Raw genomic sequence first — 25,526 nt, 5'->3', positions numbered from 1 at the left:
CGACTCGTCACGGGCCGCGGGCCCCGAACAGGCCGGGGGCCAACGCCCTGGGGCTCCACCTCTTGGCCGACTCGTCACGGGCGGTGGGTGGGCAAAGGTCGGGGTCCGGGGCGGAGCCCCGGCGGGGTCTGGGGCGGAGCCCCGGGACCTGTACGCCGACACCCTGTTCCAAACAACAGGGACACACGCCGAAGCTCCCCACCCCGCACAAAGGGGGTGAGGAGCTGAAGGGCGCTGCTGCCGCGCGGAGCGTTACGCCGCGAGGACGTCCCGCATCTCGTTCTCGCTGTAGAAGAGGTGGAAGACCGACCCGCCCGGGTCGAGAGGCGCGGAGTCGTCGAGCCCGCCGAGCTCGACCGGAGTCCAGCCCGCATCACGCACCAGCTCGGAGACAGTCCGCCGCGCAGCGGCGTCGTCCGCGGCGATGGCCATGGCCCAGTACAGCGCCTGCTCGGTGCCGCGCGGGAAGAGCAGCTCGTCCGGGATGTGGCTGAAGGCGCGGGCGACCGAGCTCTTGGTCAGCCGGTCCGCCATGCGGCGGCCCTCGGTGAGGCCGGCCGGCAGCGCGGAGGCCCAGCGGCCGTCGACGTACGCGAGCTGGTTGGTCGCGTCGATGACGATCTTCCCGGCGAGGGCGTCCTCGATCTCGTCGACGAGTTCGTCGACGGACTCGCCCGGCACGGCGAGCATCACGATGTCGGCGGCCTCGGCGGCCTCCCGCGGCGTCGCGACCCCAGCCCGCTCGCCGTACGAAGCGATCTGCTCGGCCTTGCTCGCCGGGTCGCGCGAGCCGAACACGACGGTGTGGCCGGCGGCGAGCCAGAGCCGACCGGCGGCCAGCCCGATCTTGCCGGTGCCGATGACGGCCAGTCTGCGGGGTGTGCTGGTCTCGGGCATGGTGAAACCCTCCTGGGGAGTTGATGTGATGGATGACCTGGGGCGTCACGCCGCCGAGGACGCCTCGTCCCGGTAGCCCTGGCTGACCTCGACCACGACCCCGTCCGGGTCGGTGACCCACACGGTGCGCCAGCCCTCGATGAAGTCGTCGAAGTGCAGCGGCCCCAGCGTCACCGGCACGTCCGCGCCGAGCAGGGCCTGGAAGGCCTCCAGGTCGTCGACCTGGAAGGCGAGATGGCGGATGGTGCCGGGCGCCTGCGGCCCGTCCCCGGTGCCGGGCCCGGCGGACGGAACGGTGGAGTGGAACAGCTCGAGATAGGCCGCGTCCTTGCGCAGGAACACGATGCGGTCGTCCCCGAGGTCCACGACCCGGGCCCGCTCGAAGCCGAAGTAGCGGGTGTAGAACGCCTCGGTGGCGTCCAGGTCCGCGCAGTTCAGTCCGACGTGCGACCAGCGCACGCGGGTGGGCTCAGACACGGCAGTCCTCCTTGATGAGATCGGCGGCCCGCTCCGCCACGGCGGCGATGGCGGTGTGGCAGTTGCCCGACGGCACCGCGGGCATGACGCTCGCGTCCACGACCCGCAGCCCGTCGACGCCGTGCACGCGCAGCCGCGGGTCGACCACCGAACGGTCGTCGATGCCCATGCGGCAGGAGCCGGCCTGGTGGTGGTAGCTGTCGGCGCGCTCCCGTACGAACGCGGTGAGTTCGGCCCTGGTCCGCACCTCGGGGCCGGGCATCAGCTCGCCCTTCAGTGCCCCCGAGAAGGCCGCGGTCGCGAAGATCTCCCGGCTCAGCTCGACGGCCTGCACCAGCCGCTCGACGTCCGCCGGGTCGCCCAGATAGTTCGGGTTGACCAGCGGCTTGGCCAGCGGGTCGGCACTCGCCAGCCGGACCCAGCCGCGCGAGAGCGGCCGTACGACACCGGGCAGGATGCTGACGGCGTTGGGGTGCTGCTGCCCGACGATGATGTCGAACGGCGCGTGCACGAACGCGATCTGCAGGTCGGGCGCGTCGAGGCCGTGCTGCGAGGTGAGGAACAGCGCGGACTCCGAGAGGTTCTGCCGCGGCGGCTCGACGGGTTCGCGGGTCTCCGCGATCAGCCCGGTGAGGACGTGGTTGTGGAAGTTCTCCCCCACCCCGGGCAGGTCGGCGACCACGGGGATGTCCAGCTCGGCGAGCCGGCCCGCGTGTCCGAGGCCCGACAGCAGCAGCAGCTTGGGCGACTCGATGGCGCCGGAGCAGACGACGACCTCCTGCGCGGCACGCACCGTGCGCGGGCCCGTGCCCTCGGGGGCGGGGCCGCGCCCCGTGACCAGCCGGCCGTCCCCGGCCGGCTCGGCGGGGCTGTCCTGCACGTACTCGACCCCGACACAGCGCGTTCCCTCGAACAGCAGCCGGGTCGCCTGGGCGTTCGTCCGCAGCGTCAGGTTGGGCCGGTCCAGGGCGGGTTCGAGGTAGGAGCGCAGCACGCCGCGCCGCTCGCCGTCGACCACGTCCAGGTGGTGCCAGCCCGCGCCGAGCATGTCGGGCCCGTTGAAGTCCGGGGTCTCGGGATAGCCCAGTTCCAGGCAGGCGTCGATGAACGTGCGCGACAGCGGGTTCGGCCCGTGCAGGCCCGCGTTGGTGACCCGCTGCGGGCCGTCGGTGCCGCTGACGCCCTCGACCGGGTCCTCCTGCGACTCCAGCTTGCGGAAGTAGGGCAGCAGGTCCTGGTGCCGCCAGCTGGCGGCGCCCTGGTAGGCCCAGTTGTCGAAGTCCGAGGGGTGCCCCCGGACGTGCATCATGATGTACATGTTGCTGCTGCCGCCGGGCATCCGGCCGCGCGGCTCATAGGTGACGCGGCCGTTCAGCCCCGGTTGCGGAACGCTCTGGTATCCCCAGTCCACCGGCGATCCCAGCAGCGTGACCCAGGCCGGCGCGGCGTCGACGCCGGACGGGATCCACGGCCCGCCGGCCTCCAGGAGCAGAACGCGCACGTCCGGGTTCTCGGTGAGGCGGCGGGCGAGCACCGATCCGGCCGTGCCCGACCCCACGACGACATAGTCGAACTCCTCCACGGTGGCCATGGGCCTCACGCCCCGGCGGTCACGGGCAGGAACGGGACCGTGTCGTGGTGGTTCGACATGTAGACGATGCGGCCGTCCTCGACACGGAAGTAGTTGGCCACGTCGGCCTCGATCTCCGCGCCGGTGTGGGTCGCGGCGGAGATGTGGGAGACCACGGCGGCCTGGTCGCCGTCGACGACGATGTGCCGGGGCACGTTCTGGAACCGTGCGTACATGTCCGGGAACCCGGTCATCATGTCGCGCAGCGTCTGCTGCCCCTCGACGTGCCCGGCCAGCTGCTCGTCCATCACCTGGTTCTCGGCGAACAGGTCGGTCCAGGCGGACCAGTCGCCCTTGTTGGCCAGTTCGTAGTACCGCTCGATGACACCTCTGGTGTCCACAGGAGCCTCCCGGCGTCTTTCGTGGGTGGGTGGAGATGGACCGACCGGTGTGGCCGGCCCCCGGGTGCAGGGGGCCGGCCACACCGGTCGGGGAAACGCCTGCGGCCGTTTCAGGCCACGAACTGCTCGAAGTCGCCGGTGCCGGTGCCGAACATGGCGCCGCGGCCCTGAACGATCCGGCCGTCCCGCCAGCGCAGGAAGTGGACCTCTTCGATGTCCATGCCGCGGTCGGCGTCGTTCGCTCGGGTCGCCGTGTTGTGCGTGACCGCCACGGCGACGTCACCGTCGACCACGATGGTGCGGAATTCCATGGCGAGCGATCCGGCCGATATCTCGCCCATGGTGCCGAGGAATCCCAGGAATTCGTCCATGCCCTTGTAGGTGCCGGACACCCGGGAATTCCCCGCGGTCTCCCAGGTCAGTTCCGGGGACCAGTACTGCTCGATGACGGCTCGGTCGCCGCTGCCCAGAGAGGCGTACGCGGCGCGGACGCGGTCCTGGTCGAGGACCTGGGCGGCGGCCATCAGACCTGGCCGTCCGCCAGGCGCTCGGGCAGCGCCTTCAGGCTGTAGCGGGACCACATGTACTCGTTGACCGCGTGCGGGTCGCCGGCGTGCACCCGGACCTCGACGATCCGGTCGTTCTCGACGCGGTAGGAGGTGCAGGTGGGGAAGAGGTAGTCCACGCCGTCGGCGTGGCCGTGGCCGAGGTGCTTCTCGACGACCGTGCCGTCGTCCAGCTCGCCGACGTGCAGGTTGTCGACGGTGATGCCGGCCTTGGCGAGGGCGGCGTTGAACGCCATGACCTGGTCGATGCCGTCGTGCAGACCGGACAGCGGGTGCTGGCCGGGCATGTACCAGGTGATGTTCGGCGCGTACACCTCGTTGCGGAGCTTGTCCATGTCGCCGGCGTGGAACGCGGCGTACATCCGCTTGATGACTTCGGTGTTCGAAGCAACTGCAGTTGCCATTTCACTGCTTCCCTTCAGGTGAACTGTCGTTGCGGAATTCGGGGTACGAGTTGCCGTGAAAGGAATTCCGAAGTTCCGCCGGATTCAGTAGACACGGGCTGCCGGGTGGAAAGAAGTGGTGTTCCCGGCGGGGGCGGTACTGTCGCAAGTCCCGTGCCCTACTGTGGCTTTGTCGCGGCTTTTCAGAATTGCAGGACCTTCGGCCACGGCCAGCGGTCCTTGCTGGTGGGCGCCGCCACGGCGGGACCGGTGAGGTTCCAGGCCGTGACGACGGGCCTGCCGTGCTCGGCGCCGAGCACCCCGAGGGCGCCGGTGTCGAGCCGGAAGTGGGCCCCGCCGGCCGGGGGCAGCCCGAGCCGGCGGGCGGTGAGCACCCGCAGGATGTGCGCGTGGGCCACGAGCAGCACATCGCCCGTGTCTCCGGCGCCGTCCAGCAGCGGGCCGACCCGGGCGAGCACCCGGTCGGCCCGGGCGCCGACGTCCTGCGGGCACTCGCCGGGATGCTGCGGGTCGCCCGGCGGTACACCGTCGCTCCACAGGTTCCAGCCGGGCCGCTCGGCCTTGATGTCGGCGCTGGTCAGGCCCTCGTAGCCGCCGTAGTCCCACTCGTGCAGATCGGGTTCCTCGACCACCGCGCGCAGCCCGGCGAGGCGGGCGGTGTGCCGGGCCCGCTCCAGCGGGCTCACCAGGGTGAGGGCGATACGCCGTCCGGCGAGCAGCCCCGCGGCCTGGCGCGCCTGCTCCCTGCCCCGGTCGGTGAGGGGGACGTCGGTGCGGCCGGTGTGCCGGCGGGTGCGGGTCCAGGTGGTCTCACCGTGCCTGAGCAGCAGCAGGTCAGCCATGAAGCCGTTCCTCCTCGGGCAGGTCGGTGCGGAACAGACCTAAGCCCGACTCGGCCCGGCGGGCGCGGGCGGCACCGAACTCGCCGAGCGCGTGGAAGCCGCGCGCGGCGGAGGCGAGGGTGACGTGGTGGTGCCAGCCGCGGAAGGAGCGGCCCTCGAAGTGGGAGAGCCCGTAGTCCCGCAGCCGGTCGCAGCCGGCGCTGGCGTGGCTGCGCAGCTCGGCCAGTTCGACGGTGCGCGGCAGGTGCTCCGGCGGCAGGTCGGTGACCCAGTAGGTGCGCGGGCCCTGCCGCCCGAACGGCCATTCCACCACCAGATGGCGCGGCAGCGGCCGGGTGCCGTACGGCGCCCCGCGCCGGGGCACGCCCGCGCTGGGCAGCCGGGTCGCCTGGAACCGGGAGGGCCGGGCCCGCCCGCCCGGGCTCTCGCACCACTCCAGGACGGTCTGCTCGCCGTGCGCCATGAAGTCGCGCACGAGGTCGCCGACCGGCGTGAGCACCGTACGGCCGGGGGCGGGCTGGACGGGCAGCCGGGTGGAGGCGCCGACCTGGATCAGATAGCCGAGGCCCCGGTGCTCCAGGCCGCACAGCAGGTCCGACACGTCCGGCTCGAAGCGCCAGTCGGCCAGCACGGGTGCGGGCGGGACGTCCCAGTCCTGCAGCATCTGGTCGACGGACTCCAGCAGATACGTCCAGCGCGGGCGGTGGCGCTCCTCGGCCGGGATGTGGGCCTTGGCGCGCAGCCGTTCGTCGTTGTCCCACTGGCGCGGCAGCAGCAGATGCCAGTTGACGGGCAGGGTGCACGAGCGGTGCACCAGCGAAGTGGCGAGCCCCAGCTGGCAGTTGACGACCTTGCCGAGGGAGGGCACGAACTGGCGGGCCACGCCGGCCGAGTACGCGCCGTGCTTGGGGAACACCACCTCGTCGAACGCCCAGGCCTGAGGCTCGACCTGGCTGCCGAGCCGCTCGGCGAGGTTGCGGCGCACCGTGGTGTACTCCCAGGTGCTCTGGCTGATGAACTGCTGGAGCGGCTGCACCGTACGGGTGCCGAGCACCTGCTCCGAGATGTTCACCGGCGTCTTGCGGCCCCGCACGTGCAGCAGCCCGCGCAGGTAGACCTCGCCCCAACGGCGCTGGTCGGAGCGGGCGAAGTGGGCGAAGAGGTCCTGGCAGTAGTCGGAGATCCGGTCCTGGCGGGTCCCCGGCCTGGACTCGGGCAGTCGCAGAATCGTGGCCACATCGATCCTTCTGGGTCGGGGCGCGGCAACCGCGCGGGCCCGGTCCCTCCCTCGCGGCGGGGGGGTTGGGAGGGAGGGACCGGGGGTCTGGATGGGTTACTCGGCGCAGACGTGGTGCGGGTCGAGCAGGAAGGCGTCGGTCGCCACGAGCGCGTGGATGACCTCGTCGGGCGCGCAGTCGGCGATGACGAAGTCGACGTCCAGGCCGATCTTGGTGCGCTGGAAGAGCAGTTCGTTGATGGCGGGCCGGGTCATCTCGGTGACCTTGCACAGGTGGAACTCCACCCGGCGCGGGCCGGCCGACAGCGCCTCGCTCAGGCCGTGCCGGAACTTCTGCAGCTCCTCCCGGTCGACGGTGCCCTCGATGGAGACGTGCACGGTCTGGCCGTCGAAGTCGCTGCTCATGCGCATCCGCATGTCGGTGGGTTCCAGCTCGACGCGCACTCGCTGCGGCTTGCTGCTGACGGGCAGGTTGACCGTCAGCTCCTCGGCGTCGAAGTCGGCGTGCGGCTCGTCGTTGATCCAGACCTGGCCGATGCGGATGGAGCCCTTGGGCAGCAGGTCGGGGGCGACGCGCAGCACTCCGTCGGGGAAGGCGCCGGGCAGCGGGCTGAAGTGCAGGGTGAGCGGGGACGAGCCGATGAGCAGGCCCGTGTAGACGGCGGCCAGGTAGCACAGCTCCAGCGAGTGGTAGCCCGACATGGAGTGGCTGCCCTTGAGCCGTTCGGTGCCCAGCAGATACGGGATGCCGTTGGCGAGGACGTTGAAGTAGACGCCGCCGTCGTCGTAGTCGAGGAAGTGCGCGTTGTAGAACGCGGCGGCCTCCCGGGCCAGCCTGCGGTGCTCGGGGTCGCCGGAGACACCGGCGAGGATGAGGTAGGCGAGGATCGCCTGCTCCTGCTGCCACCAGGCCTTGCGGTCGTGCCAGACCAGCCGGTGGCCGCCGTCTTGGCCGGCCTGCCGCTCGACGACGTCGTACCAGCCGCCGCGCTGCTGGTCGCTGCCGACGGGCGGCATGACCTCGGCGATCCGCTCGGCGAGCGCGGCGTACTCCGGCTTGTCGTGCAGGGAGCGGATGCGGGTGAGGTTCCAGGCGATCTTCAGGTTGTGTCCGACGACGGCCCGGTTCTGCTGCCAGCCCCAGGTGCGGTCCGGCGTCCAGTCCTCGTGGAAACGTTCCTGTACGAAGGGGCTGTCCGGCTCGTCCGGGAAGCGCTCGGTGATGGTGTCGGCGGTCTCCTCCAGGAGCCTCGCCAGGTCCGGGCGGCCGGTGGCCAGGTAGGCGTTGATGAGGTAGGCGGGGGCGTGGTCGCCTATGGAGTTCCAGTTCTTGCGGGACCGGTTGCCGCGCAGGGAGTCGGCGCGGGGGTCCATGGTGATCGGGTCCAGGTGCGAGAAGAAACCGCCGTGGCGCTCGTCCCTGAAGTACCGCTCGAACAGCGCGACCGTCTGGTCGATGTCGTTGAGGATGAGCGGGTCGCCGGTGATCCGGTAGGTCTGGGTGGGTCCGGCCAGCGCGTAGATCTGCTCGTACATCGGGATGGCGTCGAAGTCGTCGCCGAACTCCGAGGCGAACACCTTGCGCTGGCCAGAGGGCGTGATGTCGATGCCGTGGTACCAGTACACGACCCCGTCGCGCTCGTCCGCCACCCGCATGTGCTCGCGCAGATACGCCGTGCCGGAGCGGGCGGCCTCCAGGAAGCGCTCCGTGCCGGTGAGCATGTACGCGGTGGCGAGGCCGTAGACCAGGCGGGAGATGGTGTCGGTCTCCTGCCGTACGTCCTCGCCGGCGGTGTCGGGCAGATGGGTGCCGGAGAGCGTGACGTGGGTGCGGAAGCGGCGCCAGTCGTAGACCCCGTCGGGGAAGTGGGCGCGCAGATAGAAGTCCGCTATCTCGGCGGCCTGCTGCACCCACCAGGAGGGCCGCTCGAAGACGTACTCGCCGCGGGACTCCTCGGGGAAGGTGAGCGTGCGGGCCTCGAAGCGCTCGCCGTTGGGCTCCTGGTAGAAGAGGCCGTAGACGAAGACGTAGCGGCCCTCGGCGAGCATGTCGCGGGTGGTACCGCTGGTGTCCCGGGGCGGGTCCCCGAGGTTGCGGACGATCTGCGACACCACCGACTCGCCGAGGTGCACGGTGAACTCTCGGCCGTCGGTGGTGCGCAGTCCGAAGCGGTCGCGGGTGGGCTCGTAGCCGGTGATGTAACCGGCGATGGTGTCGGAGTAGGTGCGGCGGGTCCGGGGGGCAGGGATCATCGGGGGGTGTCTCCGTCTTCGGGGCGCGCCTCGAGTAAGACGACGCTGCGGCCATGGGCGTGGTAGGTGGCACCTGACACGGGCACCGCGTCGGCCGGCGCCATGACGTCCTGGCCGGCGCTCTGCGCGGTGTCGACGAGCCGGGTCCAGCGGTGACCGCTGATGTGCGGCAGTTCGAAGTCCAGACCCAGGTGGAACATGTTGAAGATGACGTGGAGGTCCGGGTCGCCGTCGAACCCGGCGAGGGTGAAGGACAGCACCCGTGCCTCGGGGTCGTCCCAGCCCGGCTGTTCCAGTCGGGTGCCGTGCCAGGTCACGTCGGGCAGTCCGCGCTCGTTGTGGCGGCCCGAGAAGAACCGCGGGGCGCGCAGCGTGCGGTGCCGCTTGCGCAGGGCGATCATCTCGGTGAAGAACCGGCGGACCTCGTCCTCCTTCTCCGCCTGGTCCCAGTCCAGCCAGGAGATCTCGTTGTCCTGGCAGTAGGCGTTGTTGTTGCCGCCCTGGCTGTTGCGGAACTCGTCGCCGGCCAGGATCATCGGCACGCCCCGGCTCAGCAGCAGCAGCGCGGCGTGGTTCTTGATCTGGCGCACCCGCAGCCGCTGCACCTCGGCGTCGTCGGTGGGGCCCTCCACGCCGCAGTTCCAGCTGAAGTTCTCATGGGCGCCGTCGGCGTTCGCCTCGCCGTTGCCGTCGTTGTGCTTGTGGTCGTAGCTGACCAGGTCGTTGAGGGTGAAGCCGTCGTGGCAGGTGACGAAGTTGATGCTGTTGGTGGGCAGTTCGCCCTCCTGCCGGAACAGGTCGCGCGAACCTCCGACCCGGCTGGCTATCGCGCCGACCATGCCACCGTCCCCGCGCACGAAGCGCCGTACGTCGTCCCGGAACGGGCCGTTCCACTGCGACCAGCGCTTCCCGGGGAAGCGGCCCATCTGGTAGAGGCCGCCGCCGTCCCAGGGCTCGGCGATGATCTTCGACTCGGAGAGCGTGCCGGACAGCTCGATGCCCCACAGCACCGGCGGCACGTCCATCTCGTAGCCCTCGGCGCCCCGGGACAGCTCGGAGGCCAGGTCGAAGCGGAAGCCGTCGACGTGGTGCTCCCTGACCCAGTACTCCAGGCACTCGATGATGAACTTGGCGACCGCCGGGTGGTTGGCGTTGATCGCGTTCCCGCAGCCGGTGAAGTCCATGTAGTGGCGCCGGTCCTGCGGCCACAGGTGGTAGTAGATCTCGTTGGCCTGGCCGCGGAAACTGATGGTCGGGCCGTGCTCGTTGCCCTCGGAGGTGTGGTTGAAGACCACGTCGAGGATGACCTCGATCCCCGCCTTGTGCAGGGCCTTGACCATGTCCCGGAACTCCGTGATGTGCGTGCAGTTGCACGGGTCGGAGCAGTAGCCGGTGTGCGGCGCGAAGAACCCGAACGGGTCGTAGCCCCAGTAGTTGCGCAGCGGCGTGCCCTTGGGCCCGCTGCGCAGCACCTGCCGCTCGTCGAAGTCGAACACCGGCAGCAACTCGACGGCGGTCACACCGAGTTCGACGAGATACGGGATCTTCTCGACGACCGCCGAGAAGGTGCCGGGGTTGGTGACGCGCGCGCTGGGGGACGCCGTCAGGCCGCCCACGTGCATCTCGTAGATGACGGTGTCGGCCATCGGGGTGCGCAGCGGCTCGTCGCCCTCCCAGTCGTACGTGTCCAGGTCGACGACCATGCTGCGCATCGCGTAGGCGCAGTTGTCCTCGGGTCCGAGCGCGCGCACCCGGTCCCACAGGGTGTTGATGTTGGCCCGGGCGTAGGGGTCGAGGAGGACCTTGCGGGGGTTGAAGCGGGTGCCGCGCTGCCGGGTGTCGTGCGGGCCGTCCATGCGGTACGCGTACACCTGCCCCGCGCCGAGCCCCTCCACATGGCAGTGCCAGAAGTGGTAGCTGTGGTTGTCCTCGGCGTGCAGGTGGATGACACGGCTGGGCGCGAGGGCCTCGTAGCTGTCGAAGAGGAGCAGCTCGACGCGGGTCGCCTGCTCGGAGAAGACCGAGAAGTTGACGCCGGTCGGGGTCAGGGTGGCGCCGAGCGGTTGGGCGCGACCTGGGGTCACGGTGCCGTCCATGCGGTCGGCGGCACCGTCGGCGGATCGCTGCCTGATGGGGCTCGTCGGACTCGTCGGGCTCGTCGTCATGGCGGAGTCATTTCTGTTGCTGATGCGGTCGGTGGGACACACCGGGGGCGCCTCGGCGGGCTCAGGCCACGCGCTCCAGATCCCAGTCCAGGGCGGCGAAGGCCAGTTCCCAGGCGCTGGTGGAGTCGCCCGGCTGCCAGGGAGCGGCTCCGGAGCTGTTGAACAGCTCGAACGTGATGCCGTCCGCGGACGGGCAGGCGAGAGCCTGTACGCAGGCCTCGGCCAGGTCGGGCCGGGCCACCGTGCCGGTGCCGGCATCGCCCTGGACGAGCCGGATGCCCTCCCCGGCCGGCCGCTCCTCGGTCAGCCACCCGGGGCGGACGACCGTGTACGGCAGCCCGGAGGCACGGACGGCCTCCTCGCCGGCCCGCCGCCAGTCCAGCAGCCGGCCGTAGGCGTTGAGCGGGTGGCCGAGATGCGTGGTGTGGATCTGGCTGACCAGGACGACACGTGGCCGCTCCCCGGCCGAGGTGGCGGCCTCCAGCGCGTTGCGCACCCCGAGGTACATGGTCGTCTCGGGGCGGTCCGGGCCCTCGTTCTCGGTGCCGGGCTCCACGCAGTACACCAGCGCCGAGCAGCCTGCCAGCGGGCCGCGCAGGGAGGCGGGGTCGCGAACGTCGGCCCGGTGGTGCACGGCTCCCGGCGGCAGATGGCCGGGCAGCCGCGGGGGTCTGCGGCTCAGCACCCGGACGCGCTCGCCGCGCTCGGTCAGCCGGCGCGCGACGAGCCGGCCGGTCCGCCCGGTTCCGCCGATGACCGCGATGGGGTGGTCCATGGGATGGTCCATGGGGTGGTGCCTCCTCGAACCAATCGATGACGGGCCCTCAGGAGGCCCAGTGCAGTACGTCGTCGGAACTGGTGAGCTGCGTGCCGCGGGGCAGTCCGGACAACGGGGGGACCTGCAGCCGCGGATAGACACCGATGCCGTCGAGCCGGCTGCCCGGCCACAGCTGGGCGCCGTCGCCTATGGCGGTGAACCGGGTGAGCCGGGCGGGGCTGAGCCGCTGTGAGCGGATCTCTGCCATCGGGCCGATGTACGAGTCGTTGATCTGCGCGTACGGCCCCACGATCGCGGCGTCCCCGCACGCGCCCCGGCGCACCTCCACGCCCTCCCGCAGATCGGCGCCGTCCCCGATGTCGGCGTACTCCAGCCGCACATCGGGCCCGATGACGACATGCCGCCCGACCCGCACACCCGGCCCGATGACGACACTCCCGGTGGCGATCTTCTCGGCGAGCGTGGTCCCGGTGAGGTCGTCACGGGTGGCGAGGCTGCTCTCATGGATCCAGTACCGGGGCTCGACGCTGCGCGGCACGTCCATCAGCTCGTTCATCTGCGGATACGCGCCGGACAGCACGTCCCGGAGCGTCAGCAGATAGTCCTGTACGTTGCCCAGGTCCCCGAGCCGCCCGATGGTGCTCACGGCGACGGGCAGCCCGTGCGCGACCAGATAGGGCAGCAGATCCCCGCCCCAGTCCAGACGCTGCTGGGCGAGCCGCATGAGGTCCGGGTCCCGGGCGACCTGACGCAGCCGCGCGCAGTCGACCAGATACATGCCGGCGTTGGTCGGCAGCAGGGCGCCGCGGTCCTCGGCAAGGTGCGGAAACACCTCGAGAATGCGCTCAAGTCCGGGCTTCTCGACAAACCCCGTCACCAGGTTCCCGGCGGTCCGCATCGCCCCGTACTTCCCGGCCACCTCGACGGCCCGTCGAGCGACGGCGGCGACGGTGACGAGTGCCCCGGTGGCGTCCTGCGTGGCCTGCAACTCCTCCAGGGAGAAGTCGAAAACGGAGTCGACAGGCAGCACCAGCGCCTGCCCCCGCAGGTCCCACTCCTCCAGATTGTGGAGCGTGGCCGCCCCGGACCCCACGTTGTACCGGTCGAACACGGACCGCGAGTACCGCACCTCTACGCCGTACCGCTCACCGTGCTCCAGCAGCATCTTGATCTGGCTGCGGTTCTCCTGCCCCTGAGCCACGACATAGAACCGCCGGATCCCCTGCTCCCGGCAGGCATCGATCACCCACTCCACCAGCCGACGCCCCGCGAACGGGATCATCGCCTTGCTCCGGATGTAGTCGGCCGACTCGAGCGTGATGGGTTTGGCGCGCTCGCCGCGACCCCCGGCCAGGATGACCCCGACCGTCTCGCGTTCTCTCCTCGCCATCGCCCTCTCCCTCGTCGTACGGCGGTGGTGGTGATGTGGCTTCATAGATCTAACTCGATGAGTAAAGTCCTGTCAACTCAACAGTCAGGTACGGATGTAGGGCAGAACGCCTCAAGGAGGGAGATCGGGGACGGATGAGCGTTGACTGGGCGGTGAGGGGCGGGGCGGGCCCGGCGGGGCAAGACGGAAAGAGGTTTGACTAAATGTTTTACAAACGTTGAGGGGCGGCCGGCCCCAAGCCGTCGCCCCCACCCACACGACGACCCCCCGACAGGCCCGCCCCCACACTCCCCTCAGCCCTCACAAGCACACCGACCGAGATCCACACGCACCCGCTACACTGGCGGCCATGCGCCGCTTCGGCTGCGCACGCCTTCGTAGCTCAGGGGATAGAGCACCGCTCTCCTAAAGCGGGTGTCGCAGGTTCGAATCCTGCCGGGGGCACCAGCACAAAGGCCCCGGACCGATCTTGGTCCGGGGCCTTTGACATCCACTTCTGGCATCAACGCGGCTGGCCACTCGCGGATGGGGCGCCTCCTGAGCAGCCGGTCCATGTGGCTCATGGCTTCGCGCTGGGTGTCCTGGACGACGTGGGTGTAGACGTCCATGGTGATTCTGATCTGAGAGTGGCCGAGGATCTCCATCACAACGCGAGGCGCCAGTCCGGCGGCCGTGAAGAGGCCGGCGGACTGGGCGACGCGGGTGAAGGAGCGGTAGACGTTCCGCGGCTCGACCGGTCGCCCGATACGAGTGGTGAAGACGCAGTCCGACCCTGGCCACCGCTCCCCTGCATTGGCCCGAGCGCGCGGTAAGACTTTCTCTGCTTCATCAAGGCCCGCGCACGGCGCGGGCGCGCGTACGGGCGAAGGAAGGGAAACCCTCTGTGGCTGGGGCGGTCGGCTCCACGGCTTTAGGCAGCCACTTTGGGGCGAGCCTCGAAGATCATGGCCCCAACGTCGTGCTTTACCGGGCAGGTCCACAGACTGCCCGACGCGCCGGAAGCTTACGGGGCCATGATCACTCGCGCCAAAGCAGCTCCAGCCCAAAGCCGCTCCACCGACCTACGCTCTCCGCCTCCCAGCGGCGGCCACAAGGAAGATCGGAACCATGACAGCCAGGAAGGCCCAGTAAGCGACCGTCATCAGCAGCGGCTCGCCGACGAAGAGCATGAAAAGGCCCAGCAGCAGACTCCCCTCGACGTCGATACCGATGAGCGGCATCGTCCCGCCGATGAACCCGATCACCACGCACCAGAGGCCCCAGGCGCCAGCCGCGAGACCGAACAGGATGCCCAGTGCTGACGCCCAGCCGGGCACTTCTCGATTGCCCATGTTCCCCCCAAGGAACCCCGCGCTCATGTGGCCTAAGACACAGCGACGGGAGGATACAGTGCAGCGCGCCCTTCAAAAGCCCGATTCGGGAGAGACCGGAGGGAAACAACGGGGAACGACGGCGAACATCCCGAGAACACGCAGGTCAGCGTCTTGTCAGCTCAAGACCGATCTACATACGCGATCTTCCAAGTTGGTGCTCTGCAGCAGCCCCGCCGTGCGTGACTCGATACATGATGAGACGCCGGTGGCAAGTACCTCGCAGGATTCCCCTAGAAGAGGTTGGGCAGGGCAAGGATGAGGGCGAACGAGAGACAGACGCTGAGAATGAACCTGCGCGTCCTGAACGGACGACGGTGGCCTTTGGCATCCACGAGTTGAGCGACCCAAGCCGCCAGGAATACGAGGAGCGACCCTAGCGAAGCGTGCCCAAGGTGCCTGTCTTGCAAGGCCTTGGAGAGGTAGAGGATGCCCGCCATCTGAACAGCAGTCGCTAGCGCTATAGATGCGAGAACGATGCCAGCTCTTCGATGAGCTTCCTCCTCTTCTGGCGTAACGATCCTGGCCCTCACGTATCGAGGCATCGTTCTCCAACCACGCCCGCGTGCAACACCGTTGACAGCAGCCGAGCTTATCGAGGTTCACGTTGTTGAGCTCGACATACGCCCCGCACGTGAAGCGCAGGAAACGCTAGCTCCGGCTGACATCCACGGGTGACATCAACGGCACCGGACGCCAGCACCCATGCACGGCTCGGCACATTCGACCCCACTGGGTGTTGCCGCCGCCGAGCAAGGATCGGATCGAACTTCTAAAGCCGGTGTCGCAGGTTCGAATCCTGCCGGGGGCACCAGGTAGGCGATGCCCAGGTCACCGGGATGATTCCGGGGCCTGGGCCTCAGTCGTGTGCGCTCTCGCTACCGTCTCAGGAGCCCTCGCCACCGAGGCTCCGCTCCTAAATGATCAGGCAGTTTCAGCAGGTGATCCCATAGAGGGGCAGCTCTGTGCTCCCGGACAGTGCGCGAAGAGACCGCCTGGGAGTACCGCGTCCCCGGAGAAGGAGGAACGACCACTTCGGGACCCGGCACGTCTGCTGGGGGTGGCGTTCACGGGTGCGGACTGTCCGGCATCGACGTCGCTGCGTACAGCCGCATGCAGCAGGGTCACTCAAGCCCGCCTGGACTCGCTGATCCGTATCGCCGACGCCATCGGCGTTGATGAGCAGCCGCGATGGTCCCCGGTCGACGGGGAACGCCGACCGGGGACCGGGCTTCAACCTTGGCGTTGGGGCCGGTTGAAGGGCTTACGGCTTGGGCGGGACCACGAATCCCCGCACCGGCCTGCGCTCTTGCGCAGCGCGGGAGTCCAGCTGCTGCGCGCGCTTCCACGCTGCAACCAGCTCCGCGTACCGCGGGTCGATCCACTCGCTCATGCGACCTCCTTCACCGTCCAGGCTATGCGCCGAACTTCGGCTTGGGCTTGGGTATCGTCACGATCGGACCGCTGTCGTCACTGTGCTGACATTTCGCGGCGACCGAGACGAGCGACTCGTCCGACGGCGCCACCCACAGCTCGTCGTCCGCGTCCCAGCCCAGACGCAGGATCTGCTCCCGCGTCCTGTCCAGGATCATCGGCTCGTAGCCGGCCGGGTCGTAGCCGGGGTAGTGGTGCACGAACCTGCCGCCGAGGTAGTGGCACAGGTCGGCGTAGAGGGCGGTGTGCAGGATCAGGGCGTGCCAGCCCTCATCCACGATCCGCGACGGGACGAGCCCAGCACCTGGGTTCCGCGCGCACGCGGCCAGGAACTTGAGGCTCTCGTCGACGATGCGGCCGGCCATCTCCTCCGACATGTCCGGGTTGGCGTCCAGCACCGTGCCGCGGACGCTCCAGAACTGGCGGTCCCTGAGGAGGAGCCGCGGCAGGACGGGCACCGGGCCAGGGGTGGGGTCCGGATCGGGTCCTGGGTTGGGCGGTACGCTCACGGCTGATCTCCTTCGCTCTCGCGGATGGGGATTGGCCCGCCCCGGCTGGGGGTTCTGGTCGGATTCACCGGCCAGGGCGGGAGTCTGATGTCGGACTGCGGCGAGCATGTGTGTGCGGCAGCCGTGTGATCGCGACCCTGACCCTGCGGTCGCCATGGGGGCGCGTCAGGCAGATGTCCGCGCCGGCACCAGGGCGAGGACAGGATTCGTGACGGCCGCGATGTACCGCAGCAGGCCGGTGATGGCCTTCACCGCTGCACCCATAGACGTTGTCGGTGTAGTGCTCACAGAGCGCATGCAGCACGCGGGCCAGGTGCCGGGCATGCCCGGGCGGGCCGCCATAGCGGAGGCTCGGCTCCGCCCGCAGCCGCTGCCGGGCGTCACCCAGGCAGGCGAGACCGCAATACCGCTGCACGCTGCCCGACGGCAGGCTCCGCACCAGACGCTCGACCTCGGGGAGGGAACAGGCCTCCCGGCGGAAGCGGGACTGTCGGCGGAGTGAGAACCGTGTCGCGGTCGCTGGTGATGATGCCGTAGCGGTCAGCGGTGTGGACGCGGATGGTCATCCCGTACGCCGGTGTGCGTCCTTCGGCGGCGGTACCTTTCCTCATGTCGACGCTCCCTCTCTGGTTCGAGCGTTGGCCACGCCCCGGGGCCGTCGTCAGCGGTCGCCGGGGTCTGCTGAGGCTGAGGTTCATGCCGCGGCCGCCTTGCTTCGGCATCCGCATGTGACGACCTGCCACACCCGAGTGCTGCCTCGGACCACGACGTGCCCAGCCGCGCGCAGGGTCTTGTTGACCGCCCCGCAGAAGAGGCATGCCTCGCCATGCAGGCGGACCATGCTCACGGGCCCGTCGATGAGGACGGGGTCAGGCGAGAGTGCGTCTGGCATCCCTGATTTCCATCTGCCGGATTCCGCGCGTGCAACAGATGGTGGGGGCCAGGAAGGTGAGCAAGCACCCCAGCGAGGCGTAGCGGTCAGGTGGCGGCGCACCACTCCGCGAAGTTGGTGAGGGTCTCCGAGTCGGCGCGCTTCAGCCGACGCAGCGTGGCAGCGTCCTCAGGCACCCAGGGATGCTCCCGGGTGTGCTGGGGTGCGATGTGGCGTGCGACCTTGAGCGACTCGAACGCGTCGTCAGCCAGGCCCGACCACAGCTGAGCGCGCGCCAGGTCGATGTAGTACCCGGAGCGCCTCTCGGCGGGCAGCCCTTCATCGGACGGCATCCACTCCCTAGCGACGTCGAGCGCCCGCCTGATGTGCTCGTCTCCGAGGCTTACGGCGACGGACACCTCGTGGATGCGGACGGAGTCGGGCCCGAAAGCGGTGCGCCACTGCGAGACCGTCTACGAGATCCCGATCAACCGGTGATCGCGCCGCTTGCGGCGAGACCCCCGACGACATCCCCCACGTCGGCCACCTCCTTCCTGCGCGCGCCAGAATTTCCCATGCGAGAGCGGTGTCTTTACCAAGGTGGGTAAATCGCGGGATCTTGGCCGCCGCCGACCCGAGCGTGAGCCTGCTCGTATGCGACGCGGAAGTCTGTACCTCGGTGGGTACATCGTTCTGGCGGCCCAACGGTCAGCGTCGCAGCGCTCCCTGCGGAGCACCGTGCCGGCCTCATCCGTCAAACTTATTGTGATCTCGTGACTGGACAGGAAGAGAGGCAGATGAGTCGCCGCAGAGGGACCCGTAAGGTCGCCGCAGTCGTGACTGCGACTGTGCGGGAGTGGAGCGACGAGGAGGGTTGGGGAGTCCTCGACTCACCCGAGACGCCCGGAGGGTGCTTCGGCCACTACTCCGACATCCAGGCGCCCGGCTTTCGCACGCTGTCACCAGGGCAGCAGGTCGATCTCACCTGGGAAGCCCCCGGCTTCCAGCAGGACGGGTACGACTACCGGGCCGTGAGCATTGTTCCCCGCCGAGTCTGACATCCACACCTGACATCAACGGCCGCGAACGCTGCCACACAGAGGCGGCCTGCCGGGGCGCAGAGAGAAGCACCGGCTCAGGATGAGTTGTCTTCCAGGCTGGCCCTTCGGGCTTCCCAAGCTGAGTCCCGGCAAAATCCACCTGCTTGCCGTCCCCAAGATGTCCTACCGTTCCACGCATGTCTCCGATCAGCTCCGAGAACCCACTGACCTCCGAAGACGCCCAGGCGTTGCTGGCCAGGCTCCCTGCCCGCGTCGAGGTGAAGCGAGGCATGAGCGGGCGGGAACTTGACGACGTCGAGGAGCGCTGGGGGTTCCGTTTCGCGCCGGAGCACCGAACTCTGTTGAGCGCAGGGCTGCCCACAGGGGGCCGTGATTGGCCCGACTGGCGGGACGGCGACCCGGAGGACTTGGCGGAACAGTTGGCCTGGCCGGTGGACGGCGTGCTGTTCGACGTGGAGTACAACGCCTTCTGGCATCCGGACTGGGAGCCGCGGCCGGCGGGCACTCAGGATGCCTTGGAAGTGGCGCGGAAGTACTTGGCCGAGGCCCCGGTGATGGTGCCGGTCTACTCGCACCGGTATCTACTGGCCGACCCGGAGCGCATCGGTACACCTGTGTTGTCGATGTACCAGACGGACATCATTTATTACGGGACCGATCTGGTCGACTACTTCCACCACGAGTTCGGTCGCCCTGTGCCGACACCCGAAGGCCATCGGTACGCCACGATCCCTTTCTGGTCCTACTTCCTGGACTGAGCGGTCCCCTGGGTCGGGCCTACCCTTGAAGGCGTTGAGCGTGCAGGCGCTCGAGCATGCCGGACTCAGTGCGCCATGGACAGCAGGTCCCGCCACGCGCCCGCCCCGAAGTAGCCTTCGTGGCAGGTCCCTTGAGGGCGCCCGTGCCGGTTCCCGCGTAGAAGTACAGGGCACCGCTCGACGTCGTGACCATCAGGTCCGCCTTGCCGTCCCTGTCCGCGTCGCCAGGCGAGAAGAGGTTCTTGTACTGCTGCCAGCCCGTGCCGAGGTTCACCCGGGTCGCGAAGGGCGCGGAGGCCGAGCCCGTGCCCGTGAGGCGCCACAAGGTGCCGGTCGTGTCGCGGGCCAGGAGGTCGGGGCGGCCGTCCCCGGTGAAGTCGCCGCCTGCGACGAGGGCGTTGTAGGACTGCCAGCCGGTGGCCACCTGGGCGCGGGCGGCGACGGACGTGCCGGAGCCGGTGCCGGCGTTGAGGTAGACCGTGCCGGACGAGGCGATGGCGAGCAGGTCGCCCTTGCCGCGAACACCCAACGCACCACACTCGCATTACTCGCCCCGATCTCGGGAGAGCCGGCCCGACACGCATCGGACGAAACCAACAGAGCAAGCCGCGACGGGAGGTCCACAGTGACGACGACAGCCGACGTATTCGTCGCCGAGGGGACCTTCGGCGTCCTCGACGCAGGAGACATCCCGATCGAGACGGGCGACTGGTCGAACGGTCTCGCCGTTCCCATGTCGCATGGTGCAGTCATCGTCACAGGCATCCACACCGGGAATGTGCGAGTCACCGCAGCCTCTCAGGGCACCCCGATGGAAGCGCATGACGGCACGGAGTGGGAGGAGATCGTCGAGATCAGCGTCTACGCGCCGACGGGCGGACTCCGGATCGAATCCCTCGACCTCGGGCCGATCGACGACCTGCCGATGCTGAGCCCGGCAGGGTCCGGCTGGCACCGGCCGCGTGTCCACGCGCGAGGCAGGGAAACCCACTACGACGGGGCGGACATGGAACCCGTCGAGGAGTACCTGCTCTTGGCATGGCCCCACCATCGTGCCGACACCAGAGTCATCCGTTCGAGCCTGCGCATCGACGACAACCTGAGCAAAGCCGCCGGTCAGCCCATCCGCGAGACTCCGCCCCCGCCGTCCGCGTCCACGCCCGTGCAGAAACCGGATGCCTGACATCCTCCCCCGGCCGCACAGCGAACCGACCATGTGCCTTGGCACCCCGGGCACAGCCCACGACACGCTGCATGTGTGAGCCTGTGGCCCTTGCTCCCGGCAAGGAAGAGGTCGGTGAGCGCTCACGCTGGACGAGCCGCGCGCTCTGCTGGATGAAGCAAAGTGGACCCGCTGTTCAGGAAGCCCTGCCACGTCCGAGGGAGTTGAGTGCGGTCAGATGCTCGCGAACGATCGCCTGCAACTGCTCATCGGTCATGTCGTCCGGGTCGCGGAGCTCCGGATCGATGACGTAGTCGTCGAGAGCGTAGAAGACCTGGTCAAGAAGCCTGGACAGGGGCTCCCTCAGGCGTTCGCGCGATTCGAGGGCTTGCCGCCGGGCGGCCAGCCATGAGCGGGCGAAGTCCTCCGCGCTGATCTCACCGGCCGCAAAGGAGTCCATGAGTGACACTTGTTCCGCAGTGGCGGATTCCGGCGCGACGTCGCTTTTCGATGTCCACGCCGTCTGGCGTGGCTGGAATTCAGCCGAGACCTCGGCCAGAGCCGGATGGCTGCGGCCGACACGCTTCGCATACCGCTTGAAGTCGATGATCGCCTGGTCGACGCCCTCGGGGACGCTGTACCGGAGGAATTCCTCCGGTCCGGCAATCAGGGAGTATCCGCGGTCCGTCACGAGAAGTGCGCCGGAGACGTCGGGCAGCACGACCAGAAAGCTCTCGTCGTACCAGGGGATCTGCCGGAGCAGGGCTTCCGGGGTCGAGGGGATCTCGACCTGCCGAAGCTCGGTGCCGGTGTCCTTCGCTCGGCAAGCGATGACGTAGGTGTGCCCCGTCTGCCTGGCTCCTGAGCTCATGCGCTCGGCCAGGTGCTCATCCATCCGGGAGTGGAACGTCAGCGGCACGACCCGCTTGTTGCCGTCTGTGATCCACTCGCTGCTGAAGGAGCCCGGTCCGGAGAGGACGAGGTTCAGCAGCCTGCCGTTGTCCATGTTGTGCCGTTCCGCCTTGTTCACCACAGGAAGCCCCGCTGCACGACGTCCGCGAACTGATTCTCATTGAGCTTGAATGCCGACCAGAACCTGCCGTCGGAGCGGAGCATGACCATCTTCAGGGACTTCGGGTCGATGAAGCCCACGGCTTGCCCTTGCTTGCGGTAGTTGTACCGAAAGATCTTGGTGCCGTCGGCAGTCATGTGCTCGCGCATCGCCTTCTCGAAGGCTTTGAGGTTGGCGCCGTTGAGATTTCCCGGGTTGTCGAGGAAATCGGTCGCGTGGGCGTGGAACTTCTTGCTCATCACCTTCTGGCTGGAGAAGTCGGCCTTGTCCGACCACTTCAGTTTGAGGCACGGGGCCAGCCCCAGGGGATCCGTCCAGGTCTGGGGATTGTGGACGTAGGCGCTGGGGTTGTCCGCCGGGGCGAGGCCGAGCGGGTCGGGTGAGAGATAGCGGCCGGACTCGGGGTCGTAGGTGCGGAAGTAGTTGTAATGGAGCCCGGTCTCCGGGTCGAAGTACTGGCCCGGAAAGCGCAACGGCGTGTACGCGGTGCTGGTCGCCGCCCAGGTGGTGGTGCCCCACAGCGTTGCGCGGCTCTGCCAGGCGATGTCGCCCTGTTCGTCCAGGAGCTCGCTCGGTGTGCCGACCAGATCGGTGACAACGGCGAAGAAACGGGAGTCGATCTCTTCTTGGGAGGCGATACCTCGGGTGATGCGCTCGGTCTGGGCTATGGGACGCAGGTCGTGGTGGTCCCAGGTGAGTGTGACCGGGTCCGGCAGTTCGGCCGTGGTAGTGGTCTGCTCGCAGAGAGTCGTACCGTCCCAGACGAAGTCGACCTGCTCGGTCACCGACCCGCCGTCGGGGGCCAGCCGCTGCTTGGCTATACGGCGGCCGAGAGGGTCGTAGAAATAACGCCAGTGCGTTCCGTCCGGGGTGGTGACCGCGATCAGGCGGTCTTCGGCGTCCCAGCTGTAGCTCCAGGTGTCCCGCTTCCTGGACAGCCGGGTCTTCTGCCGCAGGACGATGCGTCCCAGGGCGTCGTGCTCGTAACGGACGCTCCCGGCCCGTGTGAGACGGGTGCCCGTGTACGTACGCGTACCGGTGGCCTCTGCACCGGGGTGCGAGGCGGGCCACGACGCGTCTGTCTGGTTTCCCGCCTCGTCGTACGCGTAGCGCTCGGTCCACTGGTTCGCTCGGAGGGCCGTGACCCGGCCGGCCGGGTCCAGGTCGAAGCTACGGGTGCCTTCCTGCCGGTCGTCGCGCCGGACCAGGTAGCCGTCCGCACGGTAGTCGTAGGCGCGCTGCCGGATGGCCCTCCGACCAGGGCCGGTGACCGTCTGGAGGGTGAGGCGGCCCACCGCGTCCAGGGTGTTGGCGACCGTGATGGCGTCGCCGATGCACCGTGTCGTCTCCTGGCCGGCCCGGTCGTACTCGAAGGTGATCGTCCGGCCGGCCGTGGTCAGCTCGGTCGGGTTGCCCGCGGCGTCGTAGGACCAAGTGCTCGTGGCCCCGCTGGGGGTGGTACGACGGGTTCGGCGGCCCAGCAGATCGTAGCTGTACGAGCTGGTCCGGCCGTTGACCGTTTCCGACAGCAGACGGCCGCCGAGGTCGTACTGCAGGTCGATCCGGGCGTGGGGGGAGATGGCCTCGGTGAGTTGTCCGGACGGGTCGTAGGCGAAGGTGGTGATCACGCCGTCGACCGACTGACGCACGATCCGCCCCAGCTCGTCATGAGCGAAGGAGGCGGTGTGGCCCAGGGCGTTCGTGCGGGAGGTGAGCCGGTCCGCCGCGTCGTGGCTGTAGCGGACGGTGCGGCCGTCGAAGTCCGTTTCCGAAAGCAGGCGGCCGGCCGGGTCGTACTGGTAGTTCCAGGTCAGCCCCTGTGGGTTGGTGACCTGGGTGAGACGCAGTTCGGTGTCGTGGGAGAAGGTGTGACGCACGCCGTCCGGCCCGGTGCGCGCCGTGAGCAGGTCGAAGTGGGTGTACTCGAAGCGGGACACCGTGCCGAGCGGGTCGGTGTGGTTGGTGCAGTTGCCCTCACCGTCGTAGGTCCACGACTCGATGCTGCAGTCCGGGGCGGTGCGCCGCGCCATGCTGCCTTCGACGGTCCACTCGAGGCGGGTCACGTTCCCGAGCGGATCGGTGATGGCGACGGGCAGTCCGAACGCGTCCCGTTCGTACCTTGTCGTCGCCCCGAGCGGGTCGGTGACGGCGACGGGAAGCCCGGCGGCATTGCAGCGCACACGGGTCGTGCGGCCCAGTGCGTCGGTGACCGAGGTGAGATGGCCCGCCTTGTCGTACGTGGACCGGGTCACGGCCCCGACTGGGTCGGCGGTACCGGTGACGTTGCCGCGCTCGTCGTACTCGCTGTGCCACTCGGACCCGTCCGCTTCGGTCACTCTCGTCGGCAGTCCGATTACGTTGTACGTGACGGTGGTACGGCGGCCGTCCGGGCGGGTGACGGAGACGACCCGTCCATGCTCGTCGTAGCGGTACCGGGTGGTGTGGCCGAGTGGGTCCGTGACGGCGGTCAGGTTGTGGTCGGCGTCCCACTCCTGGCAGGTGACGTGGCCCAGTGCGTCGGTCTCGCGGACGAGACGGAGTGCCTCGTTGTGCTCGTATCGCGAAGCGTGGCCGAGGGAGTTCACGACCGTGGTGGTGCGGGTGGCGTCATCGTAGGTGAGGGTGCCGGAGAGGAAGCCGTCGCTGCCGTCGGTACGCACGACCCGTCCGCGTTCGTCGTATGTGTAGCTGTACGACGTGTCGTTGCGGTCGGTCCACGAGGTGATGCGGCCCTCGTCGTCGTAGGTGAACCGGAGAGGGAGGCCGGAGGAGTTGACGATCTCGGCAAGATGGCCTGCCTCGTCGTAACCGTAGGAGACGAGAAGTGTTCCTCGGGTCTCGGGCCGCTGCGGATCGAGCAGCCGGAACCCGGCGATGCGCGGTAGCTCGGCGTGGCGCTCGACAGCGATACGGTAGCCGCCGCTGTGCGTGACCTCGGTCGGGGTGCCGTCTTCGGTGTAGTGGATGGTGATACGCCGGCCGTTGCGGTCCACGATCGCGTGGAGTGGCAGATCGACCGCTTCGCCGTCGTCAGTGGCCTGCGGGCTGTGGAAGAGATAGCTGCGCCCGCTGTCGGGATCGGTCACGCGCAGTGCGCCGTCCACCTCGTCGTCCCAGCTCAACGGCCACCGCTGGCCGGCCTCTGGATAGACGGGCTCGATCGAGTCGGGCGACGGCATCGGGTAGACGAGGCGGGCCCCGTCCGGGGCCGCGTAGACGAGGCCGTCGTCATCGGCTTGCAGTCGCTGGTCAAGAGTGGAAGCCCAGGTCGGGCCGAACCAGCCACCCCAACGGTACGAGGACAGATGCGTTCGTTCCAGCACCAGGGGCAGCGCCCCGGGCAGTTGGACATCGGTCTGCGCCATCAGCATGTCGCCGGTGGCCACGTCGATCGGGTCGAGATCGCACTTCTTGAACATGGCCCGGATGGAGGCCGGCAGCTTCTCCCACTCGCCGGGCCGCAGCTTCAGCCGGGACAGCCCGGAACCGTCGAGCTTCAACGCCTTGCTCAGCTTGGCGAGTTCGCTGGGTTTGAGGCCCTTGAGGCCCTTGCCCAGAGCCTTGCCGAGCACACCGAGACCGAGGCCCAGCAAGGCGCCCTCGGTGAGGATGCCGGCCAGTTTGTCCGGGTCCTTGAAGGCTGCGGGGTCCCTCAGTAGCGCGTCGAAGGCAGAGAACTTCGCGCCTTCTTTGGCGTACTTGGCCGCCGTCGCGACACCGCGGATCTCCTTGAGCGCCTTCAGCGCCCGCTCCACAGCCCGGATGACCTCCATCACGCCGCGGATCGCGGAGGCCAGAACAGTGCCCTCCTTCTCGATCCGGGCGACCAGCGCGACCACCTTGACCGCCCGTGAGCCGGCCATCAGAGAGGAGACGACAGCCGAGGCGCCCCCGGTCAGCACGGACAGTGCCAGGCCGGCGATCTCGAACTCGGCGATCTCCGCGACCAGCACGCCCATCTCGGTGAGCAACTCGTGCGCCTGGTCGGCGAAGTCGTCCAGTGCCTTCGCACCCTCGCGGAGCGCGTCCGCCATGTCGGTGGCCTGTTTGCGTGCGGCCTTGGACCGCTTGTGGAAGGCCTTGGCCGCCTCGCCCTCCCACTCCACCTCGGCCAGGGCCTTGCGAGCGGCCTCGGCCGCGTCGTCCAGGCCGGTGGCCAAGTGCCGCCACTTCTTGGCGATCTCCCTCACGCCGTCCGGGTCCACCGCCGGGTCGGTGATGCCGAGGAACTCCAGACCACTGGCGAGGGTGTCGCCGAACATGTGGTTGAACTTGTTGACGTAGTGCAGGGGGTTGAGGTCGACCACGC

Annotated in this window: 21 protein-coding genes, 1 tRNA gene and 2 pseudogenes; 4 read left to right on the top strand and 20 right to left on the bottom strand. The window is 68.9% G+C overall.

Features of this window, described 5'->3' with window-relative positions; all coding sequences use genetic code 11:
- Positions 1 to 252 precede the first annotated feature (252 nt).
- From RKD23_RS21715 to RKD23_RS21660, 12 genes are all read right to left on the bottom strand, one after another.
- Positions 253 to 897 carry an NADPH-dependent F420 reductase gene (locus RKD23_RS21715; protein WP_424855166.1) on the bottom strand — a complete coding sequence of 215 codons (645 nt, stop codon included), beginning with the start codon at positions 895 to 897 and terminating at the stop codon, positions 253 to 255.
- A 45-nt stretch (positions 898 to 942) separates the two neighbouring features.
- Positions 943 to 1,374 carry a VOC family protein gene (locus RKD23_RS21710; protein WP_424855165.1) on the bottom strand — a complete coding sequence of 144 codons (432 nt, stop codon included), beginning with the start codon at positions 1,372 to 1,374 and terminating at the stop codon, positions 943 to 945.
- Entirely contained in the window at positions 1,367 to 2,965 is a 1,599-nt protein-coding gene (locus RKD23_RS21705) for a GMC family oxidoreductase (RefSeq protein ID WP_424855164.1), read from the bottom strand. Before RKD23_RS21705 ends, RKD23_RS21710 begins: the two co-directional genes overlap by 8 nt.
- Before the next feature lie 5 nt (positions 2,966 to 2,970).
- The gene (locus RKD23_RS21700; RefSeq protein ID WP_424855163.1) at positions 2,971 to 3,345 is read right to left on the bottom strand and encodes a nuclear transport factor 2 family protein; all 375 of its coding nucleotides are present in this window, start codon (positions 3,343 to 3,345) and stop codon (positions 2,971 to 2,973) included.
- 110 nt (positions 3,346 to 3,455) lie between these two features.
- Complete coding sequence (locus RKD23_RS21695) at positions 3,456 to 3,869, bottom strand: nuclear transport factor 2 family protein (protein WP_424855162.1); 414 nt, start codon at positions 3,867 to 3,869, stop codon at positions 3,456 to 3,458.
- Positions 3,869 to 4,315 carry a nuclear transport factor 2 family protein gene (locus RKD23_RS21690; RefSeq protein ID WP_404041945.1) on the bottom strand — a complete coding sequence of 149 codons (447 nt, stop codon included), beginning with the start codon at positions 4,313 to 4,315 and terminating at the stop codon, positions 3,869 to 3,871. The genes RKD23_RS21695 and RKD23_RS21690 overlap by 1 nt, the downstream gene beginning before the upstream one ends.
- 182 nt (positions 4,316 to 4,497) lie before the next feature.
- Positions 4,498 to 5,157: a histidine phosphatase family protein gene (locus RKD23_RS21685; RefSeq protein ID WP_404041944.1), complete on the bottom strand. Its 660-nt coding sequence runs from the start codon at positions 5,155 to 5,157 to the stop codon at positions 4,498 to 4,500.
- A complete protein-coding gene (locus RKD23_RS21680; protein WP_424855161.1) occupies positions 5,150 to 6,394 on the bottom strand; it encodes an IS701 family transposase in 1,245 nt (414 codons plus the stop codon). Before RKD23_RS21680 ends, RKD23_RS21685 begins: the two co-directional genes overlap by 8 nt.
- Before the next feature lie 96 nt (positions 6,395 to 6,490).
- Entirely contained in the window at positions 6,491 to 8,647 is a 2,157-nt protein-coding gene (locus RKD23_RS21675) for an AGE family epimerase/isomerase (protein ID WP_424855160.1), read from the bottom strand.
- Positions 8,644 to 10,812 carry a glycogen debranching protein GlgX gene (gene glgX / locus RKD23_RS21670; RefSeq protein WP_424855159.1) on the bottom strand — a complete coding sequence of 723 codons (2,169 nt, stop codon included), beginning with the start codon at positions 10,810 to 10,812 and terminating at the stop codon, positions 8,644 to 8,646. The genes RKD23_RS21675 and glgX overlap by 4 nt, the downstream gene beginning before the upstream one ends.
- A 61-nt stretch (positions 10,813 to 10,873) precedes the next feature.
- Positions 10,874 to 11,599 carry an SDR family oxidoreductase gene (locus tag RKD23_RS21665; protein ID WP_424855158.1) on the bottom strand — a complete coding sequence of 242 codons (726 nt, stop codon included), beginning with the start codon at positions 11,597 to 11,599 and terminating at the stop codon, positions 10,874 to 10,876.
- Positions 11,600 to 11,636: 37 nt separating this feature from the next.
- The gene (locus RKD23_RS21660) at positions 11,637 to 12,980 is read right to left on the bottom strand and encodes a sugar phosphate nucleotidyltransferase (protein ID WP_424855157.1); all 1,344 of its coding nucleotides are present in this window, start codon (positions 12,978 to 12,980) and stop codon (positions 11,637 to 11,639) included.
- A 371-nt stretch (positions 12,981 to 13,351) separates the two neighbouring features.
- Here RKD23_RS21660 and RKD23_RS21655 point away from each other — a divergent pair.
- A tRNA-Arg gene (locus RKD23_RS21655) sits at positions 13,352 to 13,427 on the top strand.
- A gap of 614 nt (positions 13,428 to 14,041) precedes the next feature.
- On the opposite strand, the gene RKD23_RS21650 is transcribed toward RKD23_RS21655, so the two are convergent.
- From RKD23_RS21650 to RKD23_RS21630, 5 genes and pseudogenes are all read right to left on the bottom strand, one after another.
- A complete protein-coding gene (locus RKD23_RS21650; protein ID WP_424855156.1) occupies positions 14,042 to 14,338 on the bottom strand; it encodes a hypothetical protein in 297 nt (98 codons plus the stop codon).
- A 1,276-nt stretch (positions 14,339 to 15,614) separates the two neighbouring features.
- Positions 15,615 to 15,743: a hypothetical protein gene (locus RKD23_RS21645; RefSeq protein WP_424855155.1), complete on the bottom strand. Its 129-nt coding sequence runs from the start codon at positions 15,741 to 15,743 to the stop codon at positions 15,615 to 15,617.
- Between the two features lie 22 nt (positions 15,744 to 15,765).
- Positions 15,766 to 16,293, bottom strand: a complete 528-nt coding sequence (locus RKD23_RS21640; RefSeq protein WP_424855154.1) for a glycine-rich domain-containing protein — start codon at positions 16,291 to 16,293, stop codon at positions 15,766 to 15,768.
- 289 nt (positions 16,294 to 16,582) lie between these two features.
- A pseudogene (locus RKD23_RS21635) lies at positions 16,583 to 16,837 on the bottom strand (DUF6415 family natural product biosynthesis protein); the annotation flags it as partial.
- A gap of 434 nt (positions 16,838 to 17,271) precedes the next feature.
- Positions 17,272 to 17,619, bottom strand: a pseudogene (locus RKD23_RS21630) (transcriptional regulator); the annotation flags it as partial.
- A gap of 342 nt (positions 17,620 to 17,961) precedes the next feature.
- Here RKD23_RS21630 and RKD23_RS21625 point away from each other — a divergent pair.
- Together RKD23_RS21625 and RKD23_RS21620 are read left to right on the top strand one after the other, a co-directional pair.
- The gene (locus RKD23_RS21625; protein ID WP_424855153.1) at positions 17,962 to 18,222 is read left to right on the top strand and encodes a cold-shock protein; all 261 of its coding nucleotides are present in this window, start codon (positions 17,962 to 17,964) and stop codon (positions 18,220 to 18,222) included.
- Between the two features lie 179 nt (positions 18,223 to 18,401).
- Positions 18,402 to 18,983, top strand: coding sequence for a hypothetical protein (locus tag RKD23_RS21620; protein ID WP_424855152.1), 582 nt, complete (start codon positions 18,402 to 18,404; stop codon positions 18,981 to 18,983).
- Positions 18,984 to 19,002: 19 nt separating this feature from the next.
- Here the strand turns inward: RKD23_RS21620 and RKD23_RS21615 are convergent, their stop codons facing one another.
- Complete coding sequence (locus RKD23_RS21615; protein ID WP_424855151.1) at positions 19,003 to 19,512, bottom strand: FG-GAP repeat domain-containing protein; 510 nt, start codon at positions 19,510 to 19,512, stop codon at positions 19,003 to 19,005.
- 96 nt (positions 19,513 to 19,608) lie between these two features.
- On the opposite strand from RKD23_RS21615, the gene RKD23_RS21610 reads away from it, so the two are divergent.
- Entirely contained in the window at positions 19,609 to 20,166 is a 558-nt protein-coding gene (locus RKD23_RS21610) for a hypothetical protein (RefSeq protein WP_424855150.1), read from the top strand.
- Between the two features lie 175 nt (positions 20,167 to 20,341).
- Here RKD23_RS21610 and RKD23_RS21605 read toward each other — a convergent pair whose 3' ends face one another.
- Positions 20,342 to 21,178, bottom strand: a complete 837-nt coding sequence (locus RKD23_RS21605) for a colicin immunity domain-containing protein (RefSeq protein WP_424855149.1) — start codon at positions 21,176 to 21,178, stop codon at positions 20,342 to 20,344.
- Positions 21,172 to 25,524, bottom strand: coding sequence for a DUF6531 domain-containing protein (locus RKD23_RS21600; protein WP_424855148.1), 4,353 nt, complete (start codon positions 25,522 to 25,524; stop codon positions 21,172 to 21,174). The genes RKD23_RS21605 and RKD23_RS21600 overlap by 7 nt, the downstream gene beginning before the upstream one ends.
- Positions 25,525 to 25,526: the final 2 nt, after the last annotated feature.

It is taken from the genome of Streptomyces sp. SAI-170, assembly GCF_049739565.1.
In the GTDB taxonomy this organism is placed as follows: Bacteria; Actinomycetota; Actinomycetes; order Streptomycetales; family Streptomycetaceae; genus Streptomyces.
Note: the sequence above shows the minus strand (reverse complement) of the source record. Positions and strands in the feature narration are given on the sequence as shown.